Annotated in this window: 23 protein-coding genes; 8 read left to right on the top strand and 15 right to left on the bottom strand. The window is 65.7% G+C overall.

The window, feature by feature from the left end; genetic code table 11:
- Window positions 1–238: 238 nt before the first annotated feature.
- Complete coding sequence (locus AC1RNP_RS01735; protein ID WP_493049490.1) at window positions 239–652, top strand: ExbD/TolR family protein; 414 nt, start codon at window positions 239–241, stop codon at window positions 650–652.
- A gap of 19 nt (window positions 653–671) precedes the next feature.
- Here the strand turns inward: AC1RNP_RS01735 and AC1RNP_RS01730 are convergent, their stop codons facing one another.
- The 3 genes from AC1RNP_RS01730 to cls all read right to left on the bottom strand — a co-directional run bounded on the left by AC1RNP_RS01730 (window position 672) and on the right by cls (window position 3,362).
- Entirely contained in the window at window positions 672–1,418 is a 747-nt protein-coding gene (locus AC1RNP_RS01730) for a pyridoxine 5'-phosphate synthase (RefSeq protein WP_493049489.1), read from the bottom strand.
- Window positions 1,419–1,487: 69 nt separating this feature from the next.
- Complete coding sequence (locus AC1RNP_RS01725; RefSeq protein ID WP_493049488.1) at window positions 1,488–1,763, bottom strand: hypothetical protein; 276 nt, start codon at window positions 1,761–1,763, stop codon at window positions 1,488–1,490.
- Window positions 1,764–1,919: 156 nt separating this feature from the next.
- On the bottom strand, window positions 1,920–3,362 hold the full coding sequence (gene cls, locus AC1RNP_RS01720) for a cardiolipin synthase (protein WP_493049487.1): 1,443 nt from the start codon (window positions 3,360–3,362) through the stop codon (window positions 1,920–1,922).
- A 77-nt stretch (window positions 3,363–3,439) separates the two neighbouring features.
- On the opposite strand from cls, the gene AC1RNP_RS01715 reads away from it, so the two are divergent.
- The 4 genes from AC1RNP_RS01715 (at window position 3,440) to AC1RNP_RS01700 (ending at window position 8,933) form a co-directional block, all read left to right on the top strand.
- The gene (locus AC1RNP_RS01715) at window positions 3,440–4,561 is read left to right on the top strand and encodes a PA0069 family radical SAM protein (protein ID WP_493049486.1); all 1,122 of its coding nucleotides are present in this window, start codon (window positions 3,440–3,442) and stop codon (window positions 4,559–4,561) included.
- 450 nt (window positions 4,562–5,011) lie between these two features.
- Window positions 5,012–7,051: an elongation factor G gene (gene fusA / locus AC1RNP_RS01710; RefSeq protein WP_493049485.1), complete on the top strand. Its 2,040-nt coding sequence runs from the start codon at window positions 5,012–5,014 to the stop codon at window positions 7,049–7,051.
- A 173-nt stretch (window positions 7,052–7,224) separates the two neighbouring features.
- Window positions 7,225–8,388 carry a sensor histidine kinase gene (locus AC1RNP_RS01705; RefSeq protein ID WP_493049484.1) on the top strand — a complete coding sequence of 388 codons (1,164 nt, stop codon included), beginning with the start codon at window positions 7,225–7,227 and terminating at the stop codon, window positions 8,386–8,388.
- Window positions 8,389–8,489: 101 nt separating this feature from the next.
- Window positions 8,490–8,933 (top strand): response regulator, encoded by a 444-nt coding sequence (locus AC1RNP_RS01700; protein WP_493049483.1) that lies wholly within the window; start codon window positions 8,490–8,492, stop codon window positions 8,931–8,933.
- Window positions 8,934–8,946: 13 nt separating this feature from the next.
- On the opposite strand, the gene AC1RNP_RS01695 is transcribed toward AC1RNP_RS01700, so the two are convergent.
- From AC1RNP_RS01695 to AC1RNP_RS01680, 4 genes are all read right to left on the bottom strand, one after another.
- Window positions 8,947–9,660 carry a 2OG-Fe(II) oxygenase gene (locus AC1RNP_RS01695; RefSeq protein ID WP_493049482.1) on the bottom strand — a complete coding sequence of 238 codons (714 nt, stop codon included), beginning with the start codon at window positions 9,658–9,660 and terminating at the stop codon, window positions 8,947–8,949.
- Window positions 9,657–10,673, bottom strand: a complete 1,017-nt coding sequence (locus AC1RNP_RS01690; RefSeq protein WP_493049481.1) for a class 1 fructose-bisphosphatase — start codon at window positions 10,671–10,673, stop codon at window positions 9,657–9,659. Before AC1RNP_RS01690 ends, AC1RNP_RS01695 begins: the two co-directional genes overlap by 4 nt.
- A 136-nt stretch (window positions 10,674–10,809) precedes the next feature.
- Entirely contained in the window at window positions 10,810–11,445 is a 636-nt protein-coding gene (locus AC1RNP_RS01685) for a response regulator transcription factor (RefSeq protein WP_493049480.1), read from the bottom strand.
- A gap of 31 nt (window positions 11,446–11,476) precedes the next feature.
- Window positions 11,477–12,667 carry a histidine kinase gene (locus AC1RNP_RS01680; protein ID WP_493049787.1) on the bottom strand — a complete coding sequence of 397 codons (1,191 nt, stop codon included), beginning with the start codon at window positions 12,665–12,667 and terminating at the stop codon, window positions 11,477–11,479.
- A gap of 146 nt (window positions 12,668–12,813) precedes the next feature.
- Between AC1RNP_RS01680 and AC1RNP_RS01675 the strand changes: the two genes are divergently transcribed.
- On the top strand, window positions 12,814–13,512 hold the full coding sequence (locus tag AC1RNP_RS01675; protein ID WP_493049479.1) for a hypothetical protein: 699 nt from the start codon (window positions 12,814–12,816) through the stop codon (window positions 13,510–13,512).
- A gap of 48 nt (window positions 13,513–13,560) precedes the next feature.
- Here the strand turns inward: AC1RNP_RS01675 and phhA are convergent, their stop codons facing one another.
- Window positions 13,561–14,451, bottom strand: coding sequence for a phenylalanine 4-monooxygenase (phhA, locus tag AC1RNP_RS01670; protein ID WP_493049478.1), 891 nt, complete (start codon window positions 14,449–14,451; stop codon window positions 13,561–13,563).
- Between the two features lie 126 nt (window positions 14,452–14,577).
- On the opposite strand from phhA, the gene AC1RNP_RS01665 reads away from it, so the two are divergent.
- Complete coding sequence (locus AC1RNP_RS01665) at window positions 14,578–15,054, top strand: Lrp/AsnC family transcriptional regulator (RefSeq protein WP_493049477.1); 477 nt, start codon at window positions 14,578–14,580, stop codon at window positions 15,052–15,054.
- 152 nt (window positions 15,055–15,206) lie between these two features.
- On the opposite strand, the gene AC1RNP_RS01660 is transcribed toward AC1RNP_RS01665, so the two are convergent.
- The 7 genes from AC1RNP_RS01660 to AC1RNP_RS01630 all read right to left on the bottom strand — a co-directional run bounded on the left by AC1RNP_RS01660 (window position 15,207) and on the right by AC1RNP_RS01630 (window position 22,629).
- Window positions 15,207–16,955 carry a M28 family peptidase gene (locus AC1RNP_RS01660; protein WP_493049476.1) on the bottom strand — a complete coding sequence of 583 codons (1,749 nt, stop codon included), beginning with the start codon at window positions 16,953–16,955 and terminating at the stop codon, window positions 15,207–15,209.
- Complete coding sequence (locus AC1RNP_RS01655; RefSeq protein ID WP_493049475.1) at window positions 16,952–17,929, bottom strand: alpha/beta fold hydrolase; 978 nt, start codon at window positions 17,927–17,929, stop codon at window positions 16,952–16,954. Before AC1RNP_RS01655 ends, AC1RNP_RS01660 begins: the two co-directional genes overlap by 4 nt.
- Before the next feature lie 112 nt (window positions 17,930–18,041).
- Window positions 18,042–19,136: a serine hydrolase domain-containing protein gene (locus AC1RNP_RS01650; protein ID WP_493049474.1), complete on the bottom strand. Its 1,095-nt coding sequence runs from the start codon at window positions 19,134–19,136 to the stop codon at window positions 18,042–18,044.
- Between the two features lie 123 nt (window positions 19,137–19,259).
- Window positions 19,260–19,805, bottom strand: coding sequence for a porin family protein (locus tag AC1RNP_RS01645; RefSeq protein WP_493049473.1), 546 nt, complete (start codon window positions 19,803–19,805; stop codon window positions 19,260–19,262).
- Between the two features lie 176 nt (window positions 19,806–19,981).
- Window positions 19,982–20,596 carry an outer membrane beta-barrel protein gene (locus tag AC1RNP_RS01640; protein WP_493049472.1) on the bottom strand — a complete coding sequence of 205 codons (615 nt, stop codon included), beginning with the start codon at window positions 20,594–20,596 and terminating at the stop codon, window positions 19,982–19,984.
- An 83-nt stretch (window positions 20,597–20,679) separates the two neighbouring features.
- On the bottom strand, window positions 20,680–21,663 hold the full coding sequence (locus AC1RNP_RS01635) for an NAD-dependent epimerase/dehydratase family protein (RefSeq protein WP_493049471.1): 984 nt from the start codon (window positions 21,661–21,663) through the stop codon (window positions 20,680–20,682).
- Between the two features lie 174 nt (window positions 21,664–21,837).
- Entirely contained in the window at window positions 21,838–22,629 is a 792-nt protein-coding gene (locus AC1RNP_RS01630; protein WP_493049470.1) for a rhomboid family intramembrane serine protease, read from the bottom strand.
- 177 nt (window positions 22,630–22,806) lie between these two features.
- On the opposite strand from AC1RNP_RS01630, the gene AC1RNP_RS01625 reads away from it, so the two are divergent.
- Window positions 22,807–23,991, top strand: a complete 1,185-nt coding sequence (locus AC1RNP_RS01625) for a class I SAM-dependent rRNA methyltransferase (protein ID WP_493049469.1) — start codon at window positions 22,807–22,809, stop codon at window positions 23,989–23,991.
- Window position 23,992 lies beyond the last annotated feature (1 nt).

The following is a 23,992-nucleotide window of genomic DNA, read 5'->3' as shown; positions in this document are numbered from 1 at the left end:
CCAATGGGCGGCGCTTTTTTATGCGTGGCACAGACGGCCCATCGCTTCGTCATCCCGGCGAAAGCCGGGATCCAGCCTTCCGGTCAGCACATGATTTGCAGCCCCGGCAGAAAAGCTGGATCCCGGCTTTCGCCGGGATGACGAGTGTCTGGCTCATCCGAGAGGAGGGACCCGCTTGCAGACGCCGCGCGGCTGGGTGTAGCGTGAAGCCGTGCCCATTCCGGAAGCGAGGTGCGTCATGGCGTTCTCGAACGGTTCCGCGCAGCGCAGCATGGCCACGATCAACATCACGCCTCTGGTGGACGTGATGCTGGTGCTGCTGGTGATTTTCATGATCGCCGCGCCGATCGCGACGAAGGTGATTCCGATGACGCTGCCACAAACAACGCCGATCGACCCGGTTCAGCCGCAGCCGCCGATCGAGCCGATCAACTTGCGCGTCGAGGCTTCAGGCGACGTGCTCTGGAATGGCAGCCTCACTCCGCTTTCCGCCCTGCAGAACATGATGCAGGGCGAAGTCATGCGCGATCCGCGCAATGCACCGAAGCTGGAAATCGACGCCAGCGGCGATGCCGACTATGCGGTCGTGGCGAAGGTGCTGGCGGCGGCTGAGAACGCTGGCCTGGAGCAAGTCCGCTTCGTTCGGAACTGATTCGTCCGAAACTGACGAATCACACTGAAACGATGGCGAGGTAACGCTTCACCGTCGTCTCCAGACCGTCATACAACGCCTCCCCGATCAGGGCGTGCCCGATGGACACTTCGCTGACCTCCGGCACGCCGGCCAGGAACATGGCGAGGTTGGCTTGGTTGAGATCGTGCCCCGCGTTCACGCCGAGCCCCGCCGCCAGCGCGGCGCGCGCGGTCTCGGCATAGGCGGGCAGGGCGTCCAGACCGGTGCCGGCGGCGAAAGCGTCGGCGTAGGGACCGGTGTACAGCTCGATGCGATCGGCGCCGATCGCGGCGGCGCGCGCCACGTCGGCACCCGTGTCGGCGAACACGCTGACGCGGCAATCCAACGCCTTCAACCCCGCGATCAGCGGCTGCAGCGCCCCGGCATCGCGGGCGAAATCAAAACCGTGATCGGAGGTCAGCTGCGCATCGCTGTCCGGCACCAGTGTCGCCTGCGCCGGCCGCGCTTGCGCGCACAGGGCGTGGAAGCCTGGATAGCCGGCCCGCGCCGGCGCGAACGGATTGCCTTCGATATTCAGTTCGACGCCGTACTCGCGCGTGAGCGCGGCCAGCGCCAGCACGTCATACGCGCGCACGTGGCGCGCGTCGGGACGCGGATGCACGGTGATGCCATGCGCGCCGGCATCCAGGCAGACGCGCGCAGCGCGCAGGATGTCGGGCTCGCGCCCGCCGCGCGAGTTGCGCAGCACGGCGATCTTGTTGAGATTGACGCTGAGAACGGTCATCGCGTGTGCGTCGTCACAGGGGAATCCCGCACAGGCATGCGCCGCTTCGCGCATGCGCTCCACGTGAAGTCACGGTTGCGGTGAATCGTGCTGCGAATGGGAGGGCACGCCGGTGCTTTGGCTGCGCGCCTCGGCCTGCTCGCGCAGACGACGCAGCGCCTGCGGATCGAGCATAACCTCCACATCGCGGCTCTGGTTGCCGATGCGCTGCGCGAGCAGGCCCAGCACCCAGGCGATCAGGAGACCGAGCGCGGCCAACAGGCAGAGGATCACCACGACCATCGAGGTGGTCTTCAGGGCGATCACGAAAGCGACGATGGCCAGCAGCAGGTAAAGCCAGATCATCTGCGCCTCACGGGAAGGGAAGGGACCAGGTAGCCAAGTGTAAATGGCGATGCCGCACACTTGCGAGTCGAGGCCGCATTCGCGCGGCCGAGGCGGCATGAGCTGGGTGCCCGGTCACGAAAGGACGGGAGCCCGCGTCCCGGAACCTGGTGGCGATCACAACAGCGGCGAAAACAACCGCGCCACCGCCTCGGGCAGGCGCACGCCGAACAAGGATTGCGAGCGATCCTGGCGCACGCGCGGCGCGTGGGGGAACTCGCCTTCGATCAGGTGCGCCAGCTGCGCCGCGATGCCGGCGTCGTGGAACAGCATCGACACCTCGAAGTTCAGGCGGAAGCTGCGATTGTCGAAATTCGCGGTGCCGATCATGGCGACATCGTCGTCGACCAGCAGCGCTTTCGTATGCAACATGCGCGGACCGTATTCGTAGACCTTCACGCCCGCGGCCATCAGCTCGTCGTAGTAGGAGCGCGCGGCCAGCGTCACCAGCCGGCTGTCGCTGCGCTGCGGCACCAGCAGGCGCACATCCAGCCCGCCGAGCGCCGCCGAGGTCAGCGCCATCAGGGCCGCCTCGCCGGGCACGAAGTAGGGCGTGACCAGCCAGACGCGCCGAACGGCGGCATGGATCGCGCCCACGTGCAGGCGATGGATCGCCTCCCACGACGAATCCGGCCCCGAGGGCAGCACCTGCGCCGGGATCGGCCCCGGCCGCCGCTCGGGCAGATTGCGCGCCAGCTCCGCCACGATCTCGCGCGATTGCGTGGCGTACATCCAGTCCTCGACGAACACCAGCTGCAGCAAGTGCGCCGCATCGCCGTCGATGCGCAGGTGCAGATCGCGGTAGGCGTCCGCGCGCAGCGCCTCGTTTTCCTCGTCGGTGATGTTGATGCCGCCGGTGTACGCGATGCGACCGTCGATCACCACGATCTTGCGGTGCGTGCGCATGTTCACCCAGGTGCGCGTCCAGATGCGGCCGAAGCGCGCCGGGTGAAACCAGCAGAATTCGCCGCCGGCGCGGATCAACTCCTCGAAGAAGCGCGCATTGGCCTTCGATCCCACCGCATCGAGCAGCACGCGCACCTTCACGCCGGCGCGGGCACGTTCCACCAGCGCATCGCGGATCGCCGTGCCGGTGCGGTCGGGTAGATAGATGTAGTACTCCAGATGGATGTGCTCGCGCGCATTGCGGATGTCGGCCAGCAGCGCGTCGTAGGTGGCCGCCCCGTCGATCAGCAGGCGCACGTCCCGCGCCGACGAGGGCGGCAGTCCGGTGGTGCGCTGGCCGAGCCGGGCCAGTTCCGCGTTCTCGCCGCTGTCCTCGTCAAGCCTCCGCTCCTGCAGCGTGAGCCGGTTGCGGCCGCGCCGCAGGCGATGACGGGTGATCTTCTGCGGCCCGAACACCTGATAGATGACGAAGCCGACGTAGGGCAGGGCGGCCAGGCTGAGCAGCCAGCCCAGCGTCGCCGCCGGCTCGCGCTTCTGCAGCACGATCCAGCCGCACAGGCCGACCAGATAGATCACCCACACCAGGGTCACGTACATGCCCAGGTGCGGGATCGAGATGAATGCGTGCCACGCGTCCTGGAGCCACTCGATCATCGGTCAGTACCCTCAACGCGCTGACGGCGCGTTTCGATGTCGCGTCGGCTGCGACGGATGGGGCGTAGGCTAATGCCATGCGCGACAACGGCAAAGTGGCGGTCGGGAAATTCGGTGCGATCAAGGGTCGCGGCGCGGCCTCCTATGTCACCGGGCGCTACGAAAAGCGCGTGGCGCGCGCCGAGGACGACGGCTGGGGGTCGGCCTACGACTTCTCCGACGCGGCGGGCGAGGACGGTGAACAGCCACCGCACCCGGCGACCAGCGTCACCGAGGAGCGCGCGCGCAGCATCATCAGCCGCAACGATTCGCCCGACATCGGCTTCGGCCAGTCGGTGAACCCCTACCGCGGCTGCGAACACGGTTGCGTGTACTGCTTCGCGCGGCCCTCGCATGCCTATCTGGATCTGTCGCCCGGCCTGGATTTCGAAACCAGGCTCTACGCCAAGACCAACGCCGCCGAACGCCTGCGCGAGGAACTCGCCAAGCCCTCGTATCGCTGCTCGCCGATCGCGCTGGGCATCAACACCGATGCCTATCAGCCGATCGAGCGTCAATACCGCGTCACGCGTTCGGTGCTGGAAGTGCTGGCCGAGTGCAAGCATCCGGTCAGCCTGATCACCAAGAGCGCGCTCATCCAGCGCGATCTCGATCTGCTGGCGCCGATGGCTGAGCAACGCCTGGTCACCGTCTACGTCTCGGTGACCACGCTCGACAACAAGCTGTCCTCGAAACTCGAACCGCGCGCGGCGGCGCCGCACACACGGCTGAAGACGATCCGCGCCTTGCACGAAGCCGGTGTGCCGGTCGGCACGATGGTCGCGCCGGTGATCCCGATGATCACCGACAAGCATCTCGAAGCGATCCTGGAAGCCGCCTTTGATGCCGGCGCGCGCGCGGCCGGTTACGTGCTGCTGCGGCTGCCGCACGAGTTGAAGGAAGTCTGGCGCGAATGGCTGCAGCTCCACTATCCCGAACGCGCCCAGCACGTCATGAGCCTGATCCAGCAAATGCGCGGCGGCAAGGATTACGACTCCGCGTTCGGCACGCGCATGCGCGGCGAAGGCCCCTTCGCCGAACTGCTCGCCATGCGCTTCGCCAAGGCGCATCGCCGCCTCGGCTTCGGGCGTTTGCCGCCGCTGGATGGCAGCCGGTTCGTGGCGCCGCGTAAGCCGTCGCCGCAAGGCGAGCTGTTCTGACAGGAGCGCCGCCAATCCTAATGGCGGGACAATGAAACCCATGCGCCGTAATTGACGCTGTTGCGATGCCGCGCGCAGAATTCACATCTTCATTCATCCCACCCGACCACGGACATGACGCGGAATCCGCTACTGATCCTGCTGAATCACCAGCGCGCAAGCGCGGGTCGGGTGTGCCTGCCTTTCGTGACCGGACGCGACGGATCGAACTGATCCTTCCGCCCGACACGCGAAACGAACAAGCACCCGACCGGGTGCTTTTTTATTGCCTGTTTTTCGTCGCGATCGCTGCATCGAGCGTTAGCGGACGTACTGAATACCCAACCACACCGCATCAAACCCAAGGAGAACGTGCCATGCACCCACTCGCCGAGACCGAACCCTAGCCGCCCGTCCCGTTGCCAACAGGGGCGTGCGGCTCCGCATGTTGGCGACTGAAGAAACGAACTCATGAACACCCGCACACTGCTTTCCCGCTGGCGCAACATTGGCGTCATTGCCCACATCGACGCCGGCAAAACCACACTCACCGAACGCCTGTTATGGGCTTCCGGCGCCATCCATCGCATCGGCGAAGTGCACGACGGCGAGGCCACCACCGACTTCTCGGATATCGAACGTCGGCGCGGCATCACCATCGGCGCCGCGGCCGTGCGTCTGGACTGGACGCCACCAGGCGACCAGCCGCATCGCCTGACGCTCATCGATACGCCGGGCCACATCGATTTCGCGATCGAAGTGGAACGCTCCTTGCGCGTGCTCGACGGCGCGGTCGCAGTCTTCTCGGCCGTCGACGGCGTGCAGCCGCAGTCCGAAACCGTCTGGCACCAGGCGGAACGGCATGGCGTGCCGCGCATCGCCTTCGTCAACAAGATGGATCGACCGGGCGCCGATTTCGAACGCGTGCTGATGCAGCTGCGCGAAAAGCTCGACGCGCAACCGTGGCCGTTGGGCGTGCCGCTGGGCAGCGACGGCGCGTTCGATGGCTGGGTCGATCTCGTTCACCGCACGATCGTGCGCTGGAACGAGGCTGGCGAGACCGAACGCAGCAACTGGTCGACCGCTGACGCGGCAAGTTACGACGGCGCGCGGCAACGGCTGATCGAAGCGGTGGCCGCACACGACGACTTGCTTGCCGAGGCATACATCAACGAGCAGCCGATCGACGACGCGATGCTGCGCGCGGCCCTGCGCCGCGGCGTACTGGCAGGCCTTGGCGTGCCGGTGCTCGCGGGTTCGGCCATCCGCAACAAGGGCATCGATACGTTGCTCGACGCGGTCGTGCACTACCTGCCTTCGCCGCTGGATCGTCCCTCGATCCGGGCCGAGCGAAACGGCGAGGAGACGCGGCTCGCCGCCGATCCCGATGGTCCGCTCGCGGCGCTGGTGTTCAAGATCGCGCATCAGGCGCACGGTCCCGTGACGTATGTGCGCGTGTACTCGGGCACGCTTCGCGTGGGCGACACGGTGTGGCGTTCGCGGCAGGAAAATGCGCGTCGCATCGGGCGCCTGGCGATCGTGCAGGCCGACCGCACGCAGGACGTGACGCAGGCCATGGCGGGCGAGATCGTGGCGATCCTCGGCTGGAAGGATGCGCTCAGCGGAGAAACGCTGAGTGCTTCGACCATGCCGATCACGCTCGAAACCATACAGGCGCAACCCGCGGTGCTGTCATGGCGACTGTCGGCGCAGAAGGCGACCGACCTGATCAAGCTGGGCCAGGGATTGGCCGCGCTGGCGCAGGAAGATCCGTCGTTCCGCGTCGAGACCGACGCCGACACCGGCGAAACGCTGGCCTGGGGCATGGGCGAACTGCATCTGGAGGTGATGGTGGAACGCTTGCGCAACGAGTGGAACGTCGAAGTGCGCACCGGCACGCCCCGCGTGGCCTATCAGGAAACGCCACGCGCCGCGGTGCATGGCGTCGAGGGCAAGGTCGTCAAGCGCAACGGAGGCGTGGGCCAGTTCGCGCGCGTGGTGTTCGACATCGCGCCGCGTGAGGATGGTTTGGTCACTTTCGAAGACCACACCGTCGGCGGCGTGGTGCCGAAAGCGTTCGTGGCGGCGACCGAGAAAGGCGTGCGCGCGGCGTTGGCGGAAGGGCCGCGAGGCTATCCCGTCGTCGGCATCACGGTGCGCCTGATGGACGGTGAAACCCATGCGGTGGATTCGTCCGACCTGGCGTTCCAGCGCGCGGCGATGGAGGCAATGAAGACGGCACTCGCGCGGGTCGGCACCACGTTGCTGGAACCGGTGATGACCGTGGCCATCGACACGCCCGCGACACATCTGGGCGATGTCGTCGGCGACGTGCAGCGTCGCAACGGCCGCGTGGCGGCGATCGAGGACAAGGGCGCCCGAGCCGACATCCTCGCGCATGCGCCGCTGGCGGCGCTCGCCGGCTACACCACGGCGCTGCGCTCGCTCACGCAGGGGCGCGCGCAGGCCAGCGTGGTCTTCCACGGCTACGAGGAAGCCCGTGGTCAATGAGTGATGCAACGTGGAGGCGCCGGGGGAAACTGAGTTGACCCCGGCGCCTCTTTTTTGTTCTGGATGAACGGCTTGATGAGGGACGACCTCCGCCCATTCACGAACCTTACGCCCTGTCCACGGCCTTCTTGCTAAGTTGTCGGCCGGACAGGCAAGGTCATGGAATGTCGAACGTGGACAGCAGCAACGGGGGGGCGGATGACGGGCGGTTTCGTCTGGCGATGGCATCGGCGGGCATCGGCATGGCGATCGCCGATCTCAACGGCCTCTGGCTCGAGGTGAATCCCGCCCTCGAACGCATGCTCGGCTACAGCGCCGAGGAACTGATCGGCAAGCCGGTCTATCAGTTCAGCCATCCCGACGAGATCGTGACGGTGAAGAAATCCATCACCGACCTGGCCAGCGGCGCGCGCGAGACGGTCGATGCCCGCAGGCGCTACATCCGCCGCGACGGGCAGATGGTCTGGGTGCATCTCAACGTCGCGATGATGCATGACACGCGCGGCAAGCAGGTGTATTGCATCCTGCAGTTGCGCGACATCACCGCGCAGCACGAAGCCGAGCAGGCATTGCGCGAACTCAACGAGACGCTGGAGCGCCGCGTGGCCGAGCGCACCGCGGAAGTGGAAGCCATCAACCGGCAGCAGGAATTGTTCGCATACGGCGTGTCGCACGATCTGCGCGCGCCGTTGCGGGCGGTGGAAAGTTTCGCCGGTCTGCTCGCGAAACATCGCGGCGCCAAGCTCGACGACACCGCGCGCGATTACCTCGATCGCATCCGCAAAGCGACCACGCAGATGGCGACGCTGATCGACGGACTGCTCGAACTGTCCCGCGCCTCGCGCGCCGAACTCAAGCTGCAACCGGTCGACATGAGCCTGCTGGCCGACTGGGTGGCGATCGAGCTGGCCGAGGCCGAGCCGCAACGCGCGAACAAGATCGAGGTGGAGCCGGGCCTGGTGGCGTTCGGCGACGAACGCCAGCTCAAGGTGTTGCTGGGACAATTGCTGCACAACGCCTGGAAATTCTCGCGTGATCGCGATCGCGTCGAGATCTCGGTCAGTGGCCGGTGCGAAGGCGACCACATCGTCATCGACGTGCGCGACCGCGGCATCGGTTTCGACATGCGCTATGCGAACAAGCTGTTCGAACCGTTCCAGCGCCTGCATGGCCCGGAGCAGGCCGGTGGCAACGGCATCGGCCTCGCGGTCGCGCACCGCATTGTCGAGCGCCATCGCGGACGGCTGTGGGCAGAGTCGGAAATCGAAGTGGGCAGTACGTTCCATCTCGAACTGCCGGCGGTGGCGGAAGCCCCGGGACCTCGGAATCCTGGCTAGAAAATCCGTCAACGTGCCGCAGACGCGACGACGTTTAGGCTCTATTCTCCAGTGGCCCTGAAGCCTGGGCCTGGGAGCCATCAGCCACGAAGCGGGAAGGCATGTCGCAGAAAGAAATTTTGCTGGTCGAAGACAATCCGGACGACATCGAACTGACGAAGATCGCCTTTGCCGAGGCCAGGATCGTCAATCCTCTCACCGTGGTCGGCGATGGCGCCGAGGCGCTCGATTACCTGTTCGCGCGCGGCAAGCATGCCGGCCGCAATCTTGGCGAGTTGCCGACCATGATCCTGCTCGATCTGAATCTGCCCAAGGTCGACGGCCGCGAAGTGCTGGAAGCGATTCGTGCCGACGAGCGCACCCGGCATCTGCCCGTGGTGGTGCTGACCACCAGCGCCGAGCCTTTCGATGTCGAGGCCTGTTATGCGCTCGGCGTGAACAGCTATATCCGCAAGCCGGTGGATTTCGAGCAGTTTGTCGGAGCGGTGAAGCAGGTGGGGTTGTATTGGCTGGTGTTGAACCAGCCGCCGCGTCCACTTGTGTGAGCGCTGAAATGCTCTAAGCGCCCGCGTTCTCGCCGTACAGCGCCTGCGCGCGCTGAAACAGGATCCAGCTGGTGGCGATGAACTTGTCGCCGCGCTGCGGACGATTGCCGCGATGGGTGTGCGTGAACGCGGTCGGCGCGATCAGCAGGGTGCCGGTCGTGGGCTGGATCTTGCGTTGCTGGAACAGGAATTCGGTTTCGCCTTCCTCGAATTCCTCGTTGAGATAGAGCGTCCACAGCAGATGCCGATGCAGGGTCTCGACGCTGGCATCGCGCGGATACAGTTCGCAGTGCCAGTACGGATAGCCGCCGGACCCCGCTGTGTACCACTGCAGGTTGATCGTGCCGGGGCGCAGGCAGGTGCGCGCCAGTTCGCCCAGGCGCCGATCGTCCATCGCCGAAAGATCCTCGGCGGTGAGGCGTTTCGGTGTTCCGTCTTCGCCGGGCTGTTGCAGCATCAGCGGCGCGATCAGCGCCTGCGGATAGCGGCGCAGGTAGGCGAGCAGGCCGTCGTAGACGGCGACGTTGAGCGCCTGTTCCACGTCGGCCCAGTCCTGGCGGCCGGTCAGTGACAGATCGCGGCTGCGCTTGAGTTCGGGATGTACGCCACCGCCGACGCGGCCCGGTGCCAGCGCATCGCTGGCGCGCAGGCGTTCGACGATTGCCGCGCAGGTTTCGCGCGGCAATGCTTCATCGAAGACTTCGATGAAGTCGTGCGTCGTGGTCATGCGGCCGCGGCGTCGTGTTCGCGGTGATAGCGCATGGCGGCTTCCACCTCGCCCTTGGAACCGAGAAACACGGGCACGCGCTGGTGCAGCTGTGTCGGCGGGATGTCGAGCATGCGTCCACGGCCGTCGCTGGCGGCGCCGCCGGCCTGTTCGACCAGCAGGCTCATTGGATTGGCTTCGTACATCAGGCGCAGCTTGCCGGGCTTGCCTGGGTCCTTGCGATCCCAGGGATAGATGAAGATGCCGCCGCGCGTGAGGATGCGATGCACATCGGCCACCATCGAGGCGATCCAGCGCATGTTGAAATCCTTGCCGCGCGGCCCTTCCTTGCCCGCCAGCAGATCGCCGACGTAGCGCTGCATCGGCGCTTCCCAGTGGCGTTGATTGGACATGTTGACGGCGAATTCCTTGGTCTCTTCCGGAATGCGCATGTTGGCTTGCGTCATCACGAACGAACCCTGTTCGCGATCCAGGGTGAACGCATGCGTGCCGTTGCCGATGGTGAGGACGAGCATCGTGCTCGGCCCATAAATGCAGTAGCCGGCCGCGACCTGCGCGGTGCCCGGCTGCAGGAAATGTTCGTCTTCAGGCTGCGCGATATCGTCCGGACAGCGCAGTACCGAGAAGATGGTGCCGACGCTGACGTTGACGTCGATGTTGCTGCTGCCATCGAGCGGATCGAACAGCAGCAGATAGTTGCCGCGCGGATACATGTCCGGGATCGGCTGGCTGTGGTCCATTTCCTCCGACGCGCAGGCGGCGAGATGGCCGCCCCAGGCATTGGCTTCCAGCAGGATTTCGTTGCTCAGCACGTCGAGCTTCTTCTGCGCCTCGCCCTGCACGTTGCCAGTGCCGGCATCACCCAGCACGCCGCCGAGCGCGCCCTTGCCCACGGCGACGGAAATGCTCTTGCAGGCGCGCGCGACCACTTCGATCAGCAATCGCAGGTCCGGCTTGATGCGGTCGCTGCGCTGTTCTTCGATCAGGTAGCGGGTCAGGGAGATCTCGGACATGGGCTCGCTGGCAGAGGACAGGGGCCGTCATTATGGAATGAGACGCGATGACAAACGAATCGCGACATGGGGAAACCCCGGCGTTTTGTTCACGGCACACGCCCGCCATCGGGGTTTCGCGCCCGCGAAATCGATTTCAGATCACCCGCAGCGTGATCGCCTTCAGCACCGCCCGCGTGCGGTCGCGCGTGCCCAGCTTGTCGAGGATGGCCGAGACGTAGTTCTTCACCGTGCCTTCGGCGAGAAACAGGGTGCGCGCAATTTCCTTGTTGGAATAGCCGCCGGCAAGCAGGCGCAGGATCGCGACCTCGCGCTCGTTGAACGTGTCCGACGGCGGTGCCTCGTCGTGGAACCGGTAGCGCGCACGCACCGGATCGGTGCTGACCGGTTGCAGCAGCGAATCGCCGCCGGCTACGCGCACGATGGCATCGCGCAGATCCTCCGGCGCGGCATCCTTGAGCAGGAAGCCCTGCGCGCCGGCTTCGCGTGCGCGCAGCAGCAGTTCGCTGTCGTCGAAGGTGGTCAGCAGCAGCACCGGTGTGGCATCGCCGCGTTCGCGCAATGCACGCAGCAGAGCGATGCCGTCGAGGCCGGGCATGCGCACATCGCTCAGCACCACGTCGACCGGCGATGCAGTGAGCTTGTCGAGCAAGGCGTGCCCGTCCTCGGCTTCGACGGCGACGACGATGCCGAGGTTCTGCAGCAATGCGCGCAGACCGGCGCGCACCAGCGCCTGGTCGTCGGCCAAGGCGACGCGCAGCGGGGCCGTCACAACCAAACTCCCGCGATACGCAGCCCGGCGCTCACAACGGAAGACTCGCGTGAAGCCGAAGCGCACCCGATGCACCGGGTGCGATCGTCAGCGTTCCGCCCGCGGCCGCGACACGCTCGCGCATGCCGGACAGGCCGTTGCCTTCGCGCAGTTCGCCGCGCAGGCGGCCGTCGTCCTCGATGGTGATCAGCAAGTTGTCGTCCTCGCATTGCAGTTGCACGCCCAGGGTGTCGGCGTGAGCGTGTCGCGCGGAATTGGTGAGCGCTTCCTGCACCAGGCGCAGCACCGTTTCGGCGACGGCGGGATCGCGCACCTGCACATCGTCGTCGATGCGCAGATGCAGGCGTGGTTTCGGCATCGGCGCGGCCAGGGCGCGCAGCGCGATGGCGAGATCGAGGCCGTGCGTGTCGCGCAGCGCCGACACCACGCTGCGGATGTCCTCGAGCAGTTCGCCGGAGAGTTGTTCGGCGATGCGGATTTCACCGCGCTGTCCGAGTACCGGATCGGACTGCAACGCGCGCAGGTTCAGGCGCATCGCGGTGAGCTTGTGGCCGGCCACATCATGCAGTTCGCGCGCTACGCGCAGGCGCTCGGCATCGCGCGCGCTGTCGGCGAGCAGGGCGCGGGTGGCGAGCAGGTCGGCGTTGACCAGGGCGAGCTGGTCGCGCGTGCGCTCGGCGCGCTTGGCGTAATAGGCGATCAGTGCGGCGAAGGCCTGAAACCCGAGAAACACGGTGACCACGACCGGTGCGCTCTCCACGCGCCCGCGCCGCAGGATCAGGTACAGGATCAGGTTCAGCGCGACCACGATCACAACCGTCGTGCGCGGCGAATAGGTCAGCGCGAGCTGCGACACCAGGATCACCAGAAGCGCCGGCGCCACGCCGCCACGGGGCGCGATCCAGATCACCGTCAGCGCGCACAGCGCCTGAAAGGCGAACCAGACGGCCGTGCGCAGCGAAACGGAATGCTCGATCAGATTGGTCAGCAGACTGGTGATGAGGAAACCCGTCATCGCCGCCCAGATCAGCGGACCGTGCGCGCTGTCGTAGGGAAGCGCCAGCCACACCGCGGCCCAGGTCAGCAGCACCGGCAGGTTGAAGGGGGTCAGCAGCGCGCGCAGGAAATTCCTCACCCGGCCATGCTGCGAGTTGGCGGCGGCGCTGGCAATGCGTGGCGCACAGAAAGTGACTTCCGGCAGGGCGAGGCATCCGTCAGTCAGCGATGCGGCGCCAGGGGCGGCGGTCGGAGATCACGCAATGAGCGGAAAGTGACTTCTGGCAGGTCATCCCGATGACTGCGGGCACTGCTCCTGCGGCCGGCTTCGGCGGAGCCTGATCACCAGGACACAGCCGAAGGATTCCCGCCATGACCGCCTACCGCCTCCTCGTCATCGTGCACGGCATGATGGGCTTGGTCGCCCTGATCAGCTTCTGGAGCGCGGGCTTCCTGCGCAAGGGCGGGCCCTGGCATCGCCGCGTCGGCCGCGTGTATCTCCTGGCGATGGTCGGCATCCTGGTCACGGCCGTGCCGATCACCGCGAAGTTCTTCCTCGACGGCCGCACCGTCAGCGGCGTCTTCCTCGGTTTCCTGGCGGTGATCACGGCCGCCGGCGTGTGGAGCCAGTGGCGCGCCATCCTCGACAAGCACGACGTCGTCCGCTACACCGGGCCGGTCTACGTGGGACTGGGCGTGCTGTCGCTGGTCAGCGGCGTGGCCGTGCTGATCTTCGGCCTGAAAACGGGCACGACCCTGCTGACCGGTTTCTCGCTCGTCGGCATCTTGGCCGGCGTCGCTTCGGTGTATAAGCGCCTGCATCGCGAACGGCTGGCCGCGCGTCCGCGCTGGTGGATGATCGAGCACTACACCGCGATGCTCGGCAACGGCATCGCCACCCACATCGCTTTCCTGTCGATCGGATTGCCGCGTTTGATGCCGGCGCTCAAGGGCGACACCTTGCAACTGCTCGCCTGGTTCGGACCGGTGGTGGTGGCGGGGATCGCGAAATGGTGGCTGGATCGCCGCTGGAAGACGAAGCTCAGGCTCGCGCCGGTGACGCAGGGCTGACAGCGAAGCCCCGCATTGCCGACGCAGGTGGCGCCCACTAATCGGACATCAGACGTCGCCGTCCGTCGCCCAGCCCTCGCCGGTGCCGCGGTTGAGCACCACATCTCCCGGCAGCACCTCGCCGGCCGGAATCGAAGGCTGCTGCGCCAATCGCGCGTAGATCGGCGTGAAGTCCGGCTCCGTCGCGCGGATCAGCTGCTCGAAGCTGTCGATGACGAAGTAGGTCTTCTGATACGTGTCGATGCGGTAGCGCGTGCGCATGATGCGCTCCAGATCGAAGCCGATGCGGTTGGACGCGTTGCTTTCCAGGCAGTAGATCGACTCGCCCTTCGACGAGACGATGCCGCTGCCGTAGATGCGCAGGCCATCCGGCTGCTGGATCAATCCGAACTCCACCGTGTACCAGTACAGCCGCGTGAGGTTCTGCAACGCCTCCGGCCCGATCCCGTGCGCCTTCACGCCGCCCTTGCCGTAGGCCTGCATGTACTCGGCGAACACCGGGTTCATCAGCAGCGGCACGTGGCCGAACAGATCGTGGAACAGGTCGGGTTCCTCGATGTAGTCGATCTGCTCGGGCTTGCGGATCCACCACGTCACCGGGAAGCGGCGGTTGGCGAGATGGTCGAAGAAGTCCAGTTCCGGCAGCAGGCCCTCCACGCCGATCAGCGTCCAGCCGGTGGCCTCGCCGAGCACGCGGTTGATCTCGTCGAACTTCGGGATGTGATCGGGCGTCATGCCCATCGCGTCCTGCGCGATCAGGAATTCATCGCTGGCGCGGCCGACCAGCAGCTCGCGCTGGCGTGCGTACAGCTGTGCCCAGGTGGCGTGGTCGTCGGCACTGTAGTCGTCCCAGGGCTGCTCGATGATCCCGGTGGCGTAGACCGGCACCTTGCCCTTGTCGGTATGCAGGTTTTCGACGCGGCGTGGCTGGGCGGACATGGGGGATTCCTGGGATTTCCGAATATCGACTTTAACCGCGGATCGGCGCAATGGGCTTGCGTAGTTGCATGAAATCCCGGAATAGGCGCACGATTATTGCGTATAATTGGATTCAGGCGCTTGAAAATGTCCAGCATCGCCCTCGACCGTACCGACCTCCAGCTCCTGGCCGAACTGCAACGCGACGGCCGCCTGACCAATACCGAGCTGGCCGAACGCGTCCACCTCTCGCCCTCGGCCTGCCTGCGCCGCGTGCAGCGACTGGAGCGCGAGGGCGTGATCGCCGGCTACCACGCCGAACTCGACCCTGAACGCCTGGGCCTCGGCCTGCGGGCCTTCGTGCGCGTGCGCCTGGGGCGCCACGATGCCGCCGCGGTGGCCGCCTTCGCCGAATTCGTCACCGGCTGGGACGAAGTGGTGTCCTGCCACGCGCTCACCGGCGACATGGACTACCTGCTGCAGGTGGTGGTGCGTGATCTGGAACACTTCTCGCGCTTCCTGCTCGACAACGTCCTCGCGCTGGCCGGTGGCGCCGACGTCAATTCGAGTTTCGTGCTGCGCACGGTGAAGGCGCCGCGCGGGTTGCCGTTGCCGCGGGGGTGAGCGCGCCCCTCTCCTGCGTGCGGGAGAGGGAAATGCGAGCGCAGCGAGCGAGGGTGAGGGTTCGGCTCTTCGTGAAAAGCCACCCTCACCCCACCCCCTCTCCCGCACGCGGGAGAGGGGCTATCGGGCTGCGGAGCTGAAATGAAAGCGGGTTAGCGATTGGTCTTCACAAACTTCCCGCCGAAGAAATCCCCATCGTTCCAGCGCGGCGGTTGCGCCGCATCGCCCACCAATCGACCCAGGCGTGCGCTGACGCGCGCGAGACGTTCGGCGTCCCCGTACTGGATCGGCTGCGCGGCATCGTCGCAGGGCCGGTGATAGCAGTTGCGCAGGTAATAGCGCAGCGCGATCTTGGGATTGCGCGCCTTGTCCGCATCGGCTGGCGTCACGCCACCGACCAGATAAAGCGCGGGAATGCCGGCGCGCACGAAGGCATACTGGTCGCTGCGGATGAAGGCGGTTTCTTCCGGAAAGGGATCGGGCGACACCACGACACCGATGTCCTTCGCGGCGGCGGCGAGGTCGTCGCGCAGTGAGGAATGCTCGGCGCCGATGCCGGAAACGTCGGTGCTCGGCGCCATCAGCACCGGCATGTCGAGGTTGAGGTTGGCGACGAACGAACTGCCCGCGGGCGGATGCGTGGCGAGCCATTCCGCACCCAGCAGTCCTTTCTCCTCGCCGACCACCGCGGCAAACACCATCGAGCGTTTCGGCGCGGGCCTGGCGGCGACGAGCTGGCGCGCGCTTTCGAGCATGATCGCCACGCCCAGCGCGTTGTCGATCGCGCCGTTGTAGATATTGTCTTGAAGCCGGCGATCGTTCTCCACCGGCGCGCCGACGCCGAGATGATCGAGGTGCGCGCTGTAGACCACGGACTCCGCGGAGCGCGAGGCATCGCTGCCCGGCAGTCTTGCCAGCACGTTGCGGGACTCGATCGGCTCCACGCGCGTGCGTTGCGCAAGCACGAGCGTGCCGGGCAGGGCGAAGCCCTTCAGTGCATCCTTCCTGGCGTCATCGAACAGTTCCGCCGCCATGCGCGGCTGATCCGCGAACACCAGATCGGCGGCGCCGGCGCTGACATTCATCACCGCGCGCAGCTGCGGAAAGACGCCGATCGCCTTGCCGGATTCGTCACGAAGCCGCATCGAGGGCCGATCCCAGCCGTCCGCATCGTGCGACCAGGGCGAGTGCGCTTCGTTTTCCGGCGTATTGATGACGACGGCGCCGACCGCGCCGCGTTCGGCGATCACGCGCAGCTTTTCGGACAGCGCCGAATGGAAGGCGCGCTGATCGTCGTTGAAACGCGCCGGTGCGCCGTTGAACAGCACGGCGATCTTGCCGCGCAGATCGACGCCGGCGAAGTCGTCATGCTCAAGCGCAGGTGCGTGCACACCCTGGCCGATGAAGATCGCCGGCGCTTCGACCTGCGCCTGCGGCGCATCGAAATCGGCTCGGGGCAGATACTGGTCGCGAAAGCGCAGTGCGATCGTGCGGCCGTTGCGATGCACTTCGAAACGCGCGCCTTCGGCGAGACGGGTCGCTTTCAGCAGCGGCACGCGCTGGAAGAACGTGTTCGCATCGCCGGCGGGCTTCAGGCCGATGTCGGCGAAGCGCCTGGCGACATAGTCCGCGGCCTTGTCATAGCCGGGGGTGCCGGTTTCGCGACCTTGCATCGCATCGTCGGCGAGTGCGCGCACGTCGGTCTCGATGCGCAATGCCGCCGGGTTCGATGCCCAAGGGGAGGGGGCCTTCGCTGCATCGGCAGTGGGCGCGGGAGATTCGCGTTTGCACGCCGAGAGCAGGAGCAGTGAAACGACAGAGACGGCCAGTACGCGATGCAGCCGCGCGCGCAGGGGTCGATATCGGAACGCACGAGTGGAAACAGTACGGAACATCGTCATGGAGCAATCGTCGTCATGAAGTCGCGGATCGCCGCGGCAAAATCGCGGGTATTTTCGTAGTACGGCAGATGCCCGGAATCCAGCTGCACCACCCGCTGGTGCGGGAATCGGAAAGTCTTGTAGTGATCCGGGCCGACGGCATGGTCGCGACGGCCGCTGAGGATCAGGACAGGGCTCCGGATGCTCGCGGTCATCTGCGTGTAGTCCCGGTAGTACTCGGGCAGATCCTTCGGACGTGTCACGACGGCCATGCCGTAATCGATGGTGCGGGGATAGCTTTCATCCAGCTCGCTCATCGTGCGGACGGTTGTCTTGTCGTCGCTGAGGAAGCGGTAGCCGTTGCCGCTTTCCTGCAACGCGGCGCGCGCCCGCTCGTGCGCAGTGGCGAGGGCATCGCCGGAGACGTCATCGGCGACGTCGAGCGCAGGGGTCTTGAGCAAGCTGCTGACGAAGTGGATCTGCATCCGCCGTTGTTCGTCGCCCATGAAATGCAGGGAAGTGTTCGCCATCACCAGTGCCGAAACGTGTTCGGGGTAGCGCTGCGCGTATGCCACCGCGAGGATGCCGCCGAACGAGTGCGCGATCAGGCACGGCTTGTCGACACCCAGCTGCCGGCGCACGTCCTCCATGTCCTGTACGACGCGGTCGAGGTGGTAGTCGGTGGCGTTGCTGGATTTTCCTGATCCGCGCTGGTCCAGGTAGACCATGGTCAGGAAGGCCTCCAGGGAATCGCCGCCCATCCGCTCGAACGAGAGCGAACCTTGCCCGGGACCACCATGCACGAACAGGCAGACCGGACCCTGTCCGGCCACCTTCACGTACAACTCGGTGCCATCGGACACCTTGATCCGGCGCTCGCCGGCCGGTAGCGAGCGGTTTGGGGCTTCCGGCTTGGCACCGGTTGCGGTCGGTGCCGGCGCGTTGCAGGCCACAAGCAGCAGGCACAGCAGGGCGATGGGAATGCAAGGTCGCATGGTGATGGTTCGGAAAGAGCCCGTCACGATGGTGGCGCCAGGATGGGGCAATCGCCAAGGCCATCGGTCACGGATGACGTGGCTGCCGTCGATGAGATGCTCCGCGTGCCGTTCAGCGGGCCGGAGATTCCGGCAGGTACTGCGCCGCTATCTTCAGCGCGAGACGGTAAGGCTCCGGATCATTGCGATTGGTCAGCAGGATCACCGTCAGATGCCGTTGCGGCCAGCGCACGATGACATTGCGGAAGCCGATGGTTTCACCGGAATGCCACAACACTTCGCCGTGGATGCGCCATCCGTAGCCATAGCCGTCGACATCGGGTTCGTCGGTCTTGGTATGCGAGGCGAAGGCGAGCTTGCGGGACGCCGCGCTCAGCAGGCGATCGTCATACAACGCCGCATCCCACTTCGCCAGATCGTCGATCGACGAATACACGCCGCCGTCGCCGAGCACGGCGCTGGTCGAACTCTGGTCGGTGCGTTGCCAGGCGCCGTCGATGTGGCTGTAGCCGTAGGCGCGGTTGGTCACCGTCGAGATACCTGGCTCGAAGGCAACGGTGTTGGTCATGCCGAGCGGCTGGAAGATGCGCTCGCGCAGGAAGCTGGCGAAGCCATGCCCCAAAGAGCCGCGTCCGGATGCCTTGCCAACGATCAGTGCGAGCAGGGCGTAGCCGCTGTTGCTGTAGCGGTAACTCGTGCCAGGTGCGAAGTAGAGCTTGTGCTGAGTTTCCAGCAGATGCAGCACGTCGATGTCATGGACCTGCTCGCGCGCATCCGGCGCCATCACGTCTTCGTAGTCGATCAGTCCCGACGTGTGGGTGAGCAGATGGCGCAGCGTGATCGGATCGGCCACGGCGGGCAGCGACGGCAGCCACCGACGCACCGGATCGTCGAGACCGAGCTTGCCGTCCTCGGCCAGCAGCAGGATTGCCGCCGCAGTGAACTGCTTGGTCACCGAGGCGAGGCGAAAATTGGTCTGCGGCGTGACCGCGGCACGGGCTTCCAGATCGGCGAGGCCGTAACCGCGACGTACCAGCGGCGTGCCGTCGCGCAGCACCAGCAAGGCGGCGCCAGGACCGTCGTCGTGGGCGTAGTCGCGCATCAGGAGGTCGGTCGATGATTCCATCGAGGCAGGAGAGGACGGACCGACGCTCGCGCAACCGCCAATCGCGGCGCCGAGGAGCAGGGACAAGGCGGTCGGGCGCATGGCCGGATTGTACCCGGCGGCGGTTTTCGTGGCCCCGTCAAAAAGCAAAGGCCACTCGGAGGTGGCCTTTGTGAAACCGGCATGTCGCCGAAGCGATCAGAACCAGCGATTAGAACTAAGTGATTAGAAGCGGTACTCGGCGCTGAGCGTCCAGGTCGTCACCTTGACGTCGAAATCCGTACCGAACAGCTCGGGCTTCACCTTGGTGTAGTCGTAGTTCAGACCCAGGCCGAAGTTCGGCGAGAAGTCGTAGCCGAGGCCGACACCGACATAGGGACGCAGGTCGGTGTCGTCGTCGTTGCCGAGGAACGTGTCGACCTCGACCTTGGCGTTGACGATGCCCGCGCGGCCACCGAGATAGAAGCCGAGGTCGTCGTTGCCGAAATTCTTCTTGGCGGTGACGCCGACGCCAAAGCCGTTGACCTTGGTGTCGATGCCGTCGGATTCGTCGTCACCATACTGCGTGTAGAACCCCTCGACGGCCCAGTTCGGGCTGAAGTAGTAGCCACCGCGAATGCTGAAGGAGCTGTCGTCGCCGTCGGCATCGCCGCCGAACTTGCTGTTGCCCGCCTCGACGCGGACGAAGCCGAAGCCGGGTTCGTTGGCCGACACGGTCAGGGGCAGAGCGGTGGCCGCGAGCGTGAGGGCCAACACCAGAATCTTTTTCATCCTAAATCCTCAAAGAAAAGAGGCCCGTCATTGGGCGGGCGCGAGAATAACGAAAAATTAATGCCTGTCAATGTGAAGAATTGCACAGGCGGAGCGCCGGTTCGACCGCGGCGCGCGCTACGCGATCGCCCACGCCGGTGATTCGCACGGCGTGGGCGGTTGCGGTAGCGGTTGGATCAGAAGCGGTATTCCAATCCCAGCGACAAGGTCTGCAGCTTGACCTTGGTTTCCTCGCCATCGAACTTTGGCTTGCCCTGCGCATAGTCGTAGCTCAGCCCGAGGCCGAAGTTCGGATTGAAATCGTAGCCGATGCCGACGCCGGCATAGGCATTGTTCCAGCTGTCGTCAACGCTGTCGCTAAGGTCGAGGAACCGCAGCTTGGCCTTGGTTTTGGCATGGATCACGCCGGCGCGGCCGCTGACGTAAAAGCCCAGATCGTCTTGGCCAAAATTCTTCTTGGCGAAGATGCCTGCACCGATGGCAGCGGTATCGACCGTGAATTTGCCGGTTTCCTCGCCGCCATCCTCGAAGACGATGTCGTCGTTCTCGTAGCCGCCGAAGTCGCTGTAGAAGAATTCGAAGCCGAAGTTCGGTGTGTAGTAGTAGCCGCCGCGCAGGCTGAAGGATGTGTCGTTGTCGTCGTCCTTCAAACTGGAATCGCTCAAGTTGAGATCGTGCTTGGTGTCACCGGCCTCGGCGCGGATGAACCAGCTTCCGGGACGATTGGCCATGGCGGACAGCGGCAGCATGGCGGCGCCCAGCGCGGCTGCCAGCACCAGAATCTTTTTCATCCTGAATCCTCAAATAGATAAATGCCCATCATTGGGCATCGCCAGAATAACGAAACTTTAATGACAGTCAATCATCCCGGCCGTCATTCGACCGGATAAACCCCGTCCTCGAATGTTTCCGGGTGGTAGCCCTTGCTGCCGATCAACTGCGCCAGCGGGCTGCGCGGGTCCTCGCCCGCGCGCAGGCGCGCGAGCACGTGGGCGAAGTCGTAGCGCGGTCGCCAGCCCAGTTCCTCGCGGGCCAGGGCGTTGACGTAGACGCGATCGATGCTGGGGAACATGCGCCAGCCGCGATGCGCGTACTCCTCGGCATACTCGGGCACGTAGCGCGCGAGCACCGACGGCGCGTCGGTGCGCAGCTGTGCAAGGTCGTCCCGGCCGAACGGGGTGGTCGCGCTGATAATGTAGCGCCCGAACCCGATCGCGGCCGCCCGTTCGATCGCCAGCAGGTGCGCGTCGACCACGTCCTGCACGTCGACGCGGCGATAGAGGAATTCGTTGGCCTTGATGTTGCCGTCGGCGAAGGCGTCGCGCAGCGCGCGGCTGTCGTCCGGTTCGGGGAAGAAGCGCGAGGTGCGCAGGATCAGGCAGGGCAGCTTGCGGTTGCGGTGGAACAGCCGGCACAGGTCCTCGGCGGCGGTCTTGGTGGCGCCGTAGATGTTCTTGGCGACGGGCGTCACGTCTTCCGTGATCCAGGCGGCGGGCGCACCGGCGGGCGGGACGAGCGCGTCGCCGAACGTGCTGGTGGTGCTGGTGAAGACGAAGGCGCCGACGCCCTGATTCGCTGCGGCTTCCAGCAGGTTCAAGGTGCCGGTGATGTTGGTGTCGACGAAGTCCTGGCGCGCATGCGTGGCCACGTGCGGCTTGTGCAATGTGGCGGCGTGCAGTACCACGTCGACGCCCTGCATGCAGTCCTCGACGAAAGCGGGATCGACGATCGAACCGACGCGGTCGGTGTGGTCGGAAGCGGCGATGTCGATGCCGATCGTGTCGCGATTCTGCTCGCGCAGCGTGCGCATCAACCCTTCGCCGAGATGGCCGGCGCTGCCGGTGACGAGGATTCGCATGTGGAATCTGCCGGGAAGAAAGAAGCGCAGATTCTAGAAAAGATTCAAGGGTGGCCGTTATGGGCGCGTGCAAGGATTCGCCAAGAGCGTCAAACAAAATGGCAAGGCCTTTCGGCACGCTCTTCGCCCGTCATTCCGGCTTTCGCCAGAATGACGGGCTTATGGTCGGGCGCCTTAGGTATCGCCGCCGGAGCGATCCTCGCGCGGAGGGAAACGCAGCACGACCCCTCGCGGCTCTTGCTGGCGCTGCCACAACACCGGCACCTCCTGCGGGCGTTCCGGCTCGAACTGGTCGCGATCGGTGCGCGCGGCCTCCTCGGCCAGTTCTTCCTCGATTTCCCAGCTGTACTTGTGTCGCGGCGCCTGCGGATCGCGCTGGCGGAACAGGAAGGCCGACACCGCGCCGGCCAGCGCCCCGCCCAGATGCGATTGCCACGATACGCCCGGCTCGCGTGGCAGGATCGTCAGCAGCATGCCGCCGTAGAGCAGGAACGCGATCATCGCCGCGGCGATGGCGGGACGGTCGCGGCGCAGCAGGCCGAGGAAGAACACCAGGAACATCAGCCCGTGCGTGAGCCCGCTGGCGCCCAGATGGTGCGAGCCGGCGGCACCGAGCAGCCACGCGCCCAGGCCCGAGCCCAGCCAGATCAGCGGGATCGCGCGCAGCGTCGCGCGCGGGTAGACGCTGCCGGCAAGCGTGCCCAGCAGCAGCAGCGACACCGCATTGGCGCCCAGGTGTTCGAGCGAGCCGTGCAGGAGCGGCGCGGTCAGCAGGCCCAGCAGTCCCGAGACGGACTGCGGCACCACGGTCAACGGTTCCCAGTCGAAGGCGGTCTGTGCCGCGAACATCGCCGCGAGCAGCAGCACGAAGGCCAGGCTGAGATTGAGCGCCCGCAGCAGCCGGGCGCGATCGGCCTTGCGCTGGGCCGGGGTGTCGGGCGGAGCTTCCGGCATCTCGAGGTGCATGAGCGAGCAATGGCGGCGGAATCGGCCGGATGCAAGACCGCGTTTCCGGGTCCTTTTTGGGAGAAAGCATCCCAGGATCGCGGAATGGGTGGAGAAGTTCTACGCCACCACGCCATTTCGACCGCTTCGATCTCGTTGAAAACGGGGATCAAGGGCTCGTCTCGCTAAAATAGCAGGATGACCGACGCCCTCCCCAACATCCGCCTCAAGAACGCCTGGAAATCCAACCACCCCTGGATCTTCCAGAAACTGGTCGACAAGCCCGCCGTCCGGCCCAAGCCCGGCAGCATCGTCGATGTGGTCGGCGTCGATGGCGTGTGGATCGGCCGCGGCTTCTACAACGGCCATTCGCGCATCGCGCTGCGCATCCTGGAAACCGATCCCGATGCGGTCATGGATGCCGCCTGGTTCACCGCGAAGATCGGTGAAGCGGTGCGCCTGCGCCGCGAAGTGCTGAAACTCGACGAAGTCTCCGACGCCTGGCGCGTGGTGCACAGCGAGGGCGATGGCCTGTCCGGCCTCGTGGTCGATCGTTACGGCGATCTGCTCGTGGTCGAGTTCTTCAGCGCCGGCATGTTCCGCCATCGCGAGTGGATCTACGACGCGCTGCGCCAGCACTTCCCCGGCGCACGCTTCCACAGCTTCGCCGACGAGCATGTGCAGAAGCAGGAAAGCTTCGACTTCCGTGGCAGCGAACCGGCGTCACCATCCGTCATCACCGAATACGGCGTGAAATTCCGCGCCGATCCCGCCGGCGCGCACAAGACCGGCTTCTTCGCCGACCAGCGCGACAACCGGCAATGGCTGTCGCAGCAGGTCGCGGGCAAGCGCGTGCTTGATCTGTGCTGCAACACCGGCGGCTTCGGCGTGTACGCGGCGGTGCGCGGTGCCAGCGAAGTGGTCGGCATCGATATCGACGAGGACGTGCTCGAGATCGCCCGCGGCAACGCCAAGCTCAACATGCCGTTTGAGAGCGGCGCGCGCGTGCGATTCGTGCAGGCCGACATCTTCCCGTGGCTGCGCGATGCCGCCAACAACGGCGAGCGCTTCGATGTGGTGATCCTCGATCCGGCCAAGATGACGCGCGATCGCGAACAGGTGATCACCGCGCTGAAGAAATATCTCGACATGAACAAGCTCGCGCTCGGCGTGGTGAAGCCGGGCGGCCTGTTTGCGACCTTCTCCTGCACGGGCCTGGTGAGCGAGGAGCAATTTCTCGACATGCTGCGCCGCGCCGCGTTCTACGCCGGCCGCACGGTGCAGGTGCTGAAGGTGGCCGGCGCCGGTGCCGACCATCCGTTCCTCGCGCATGTGCCGGAATCGCGCTACCTCAAGGCGGTGTTCTGCCGCGTGCTCGATTAGC

The organism is Luteimonas sp. GW821-FHT14E02 (assembly GCF_058803905.1).
The sequence above is the reverse complement of the archived record's forward strand: the minus strand, read 5'-3'. Positions and strand labels throughout refer to the sequence as shown.

Bases quoted from the DNA above. Each gene is read 5' to 3' on its own strand.
- AC1RNP_RS01735 (WP_493049490.1), top strand. From the start codon at position 239: ATGGCGTTCTCGAACGGTTCCGCGCAGCGCAGCATGGCCACGATCAAC.
- AC1RNP_RS01730 (WP_493049489.1), bottom strand. From the start codon at position 1,418: ATGACCGTTCTCAGCGTCAATCTCAACAAGATCGCCGTGCTGCGCAAC.
- AC1RNP_RS01725 (WP_493049488.1), bottom strand. From the start codon at position 1,763: ATGATCTGGCTTTACCTGCTGCTGGCCATCGTCGCTTTCGTGATCGCC.
- cls (WP_493049487.1), bottom strand. From the start codon at position 3,362: ATGATCGAGTGGCTCCAGGACGCGTGGCACGCATTCATCTCGATCCCG.
- AC1RNP_RS01715 (WP_493049486.1), top strand. From the start codon at position 3,440: ATGCGCGACAACGGCAAAGTGGCGGTCGGGAAATTCGGTGCGATCAAG.
- fusA (WP_493049485.1), top strand. From the start codon at position 5,012: ATGAACACCCGCACACTGCTTTCCCGCTGGCGCAACATTGGCGTCATT.
- AC1RNP_RS01700 (WP_493049483.1), top strand. From the start codon at position 8,490: ATGTCGCAGAAAGAAATTTTGCTGGTCGAAGACAATCCGGACGACATC.
- AC1RNP_RS01695 (WP_493049482.1), bottom strand. From the start codon at position 9,660: ATGACCACGACGCACGACTTCATCGAAGTCTTCGATGAAGCATTGCCG.
- AC1RNP_RS01690 (WP_493049481.1), bottom strand. From the start codon at position 10,673: ATGTCCGAGATCTCCCTGACCCGCTACCTGATCGAAGAACAGCGCAGC.
- AC1RNP_RS01675 (WP_493049479.1), top strand. From the start codon at position 12,814: ATGACCGCCTACCGCCTCCTCGTCATCGTGCACGGCATGATGGGCTTG.
- phhA (WP_493049478.1), bottom strand. From the start codon at position 14,451: ATGTCCGCCCAGCCACGCCGCGTCGAAAACCTGCATACCGACAAGGGC.
- AC1RNP_RS01665 (WP_493049477.1), top strand. From the start codon at position 14,578: ATGTCCAGCATCGCCCTCGACCGTACCGACCTCCAGCTCCTGGCCGAA.
- AC1RNP_RS01660 (WP_493049476.1), bottom strand. From the start codon at position 16,955: ATGACGATGTTCCGTACTGTTTCCACTCGTGCGTTCCGATATCGACCC.
- AC1RNP_RS01655 (WP_493049475.1), bottom strand. From the start codon at position 17,929: ATGCGACCTTGCATTCCCATCGCCCTGCTGTGCCTGCTGCTTGTGGCC.
- AC1RNP_RS01650 (WP_493049474.1), bottom strand. From the start codon at position 19,136: ATGCGCCCGACCGCCTTGTCCCTGCTCCTCGGCGCCGCGATTGGCGGT.
- AC1RNP_RS01645 (WP_493049473.1), bottom strand. From the start codon at position 19,805: ATGAAAAAGATTCTGGTGTTGGCCCTCACGCTCGCGGCCACCGCTCTG.
- AC1RNP_RS01640 (WP_493049472.1), bottom strand. From the start codon at position 20,596: ATGAAAAAGATTCTGGTGCTGGCAGCCGCGCTGGGCGCCGCCATGCTG.
- AC1RNP_RS01635 (WP_493049471.1), bottom strand. From the start codon at position 21,663: ATGCGAATCCTCGTCACCGGCAGCGCCGGCCATCTCGGCGAAGGGTTG.
- AC1RNP_RS01630 (WP_493049470.1), bottom strand. From the start codon at position 22,629: ATGCACCTCGAGATGCCGGAAGCTCCGCCCGACACCCCGGCCCAGCGC.
- AC1RNP_RS01625 (WP_493049469.1), top strand. From the start codon at position 22,807: ATGACCGACGCCCTCCCCAACATCCGCCTCAAGAACGCCTGGAAATCC.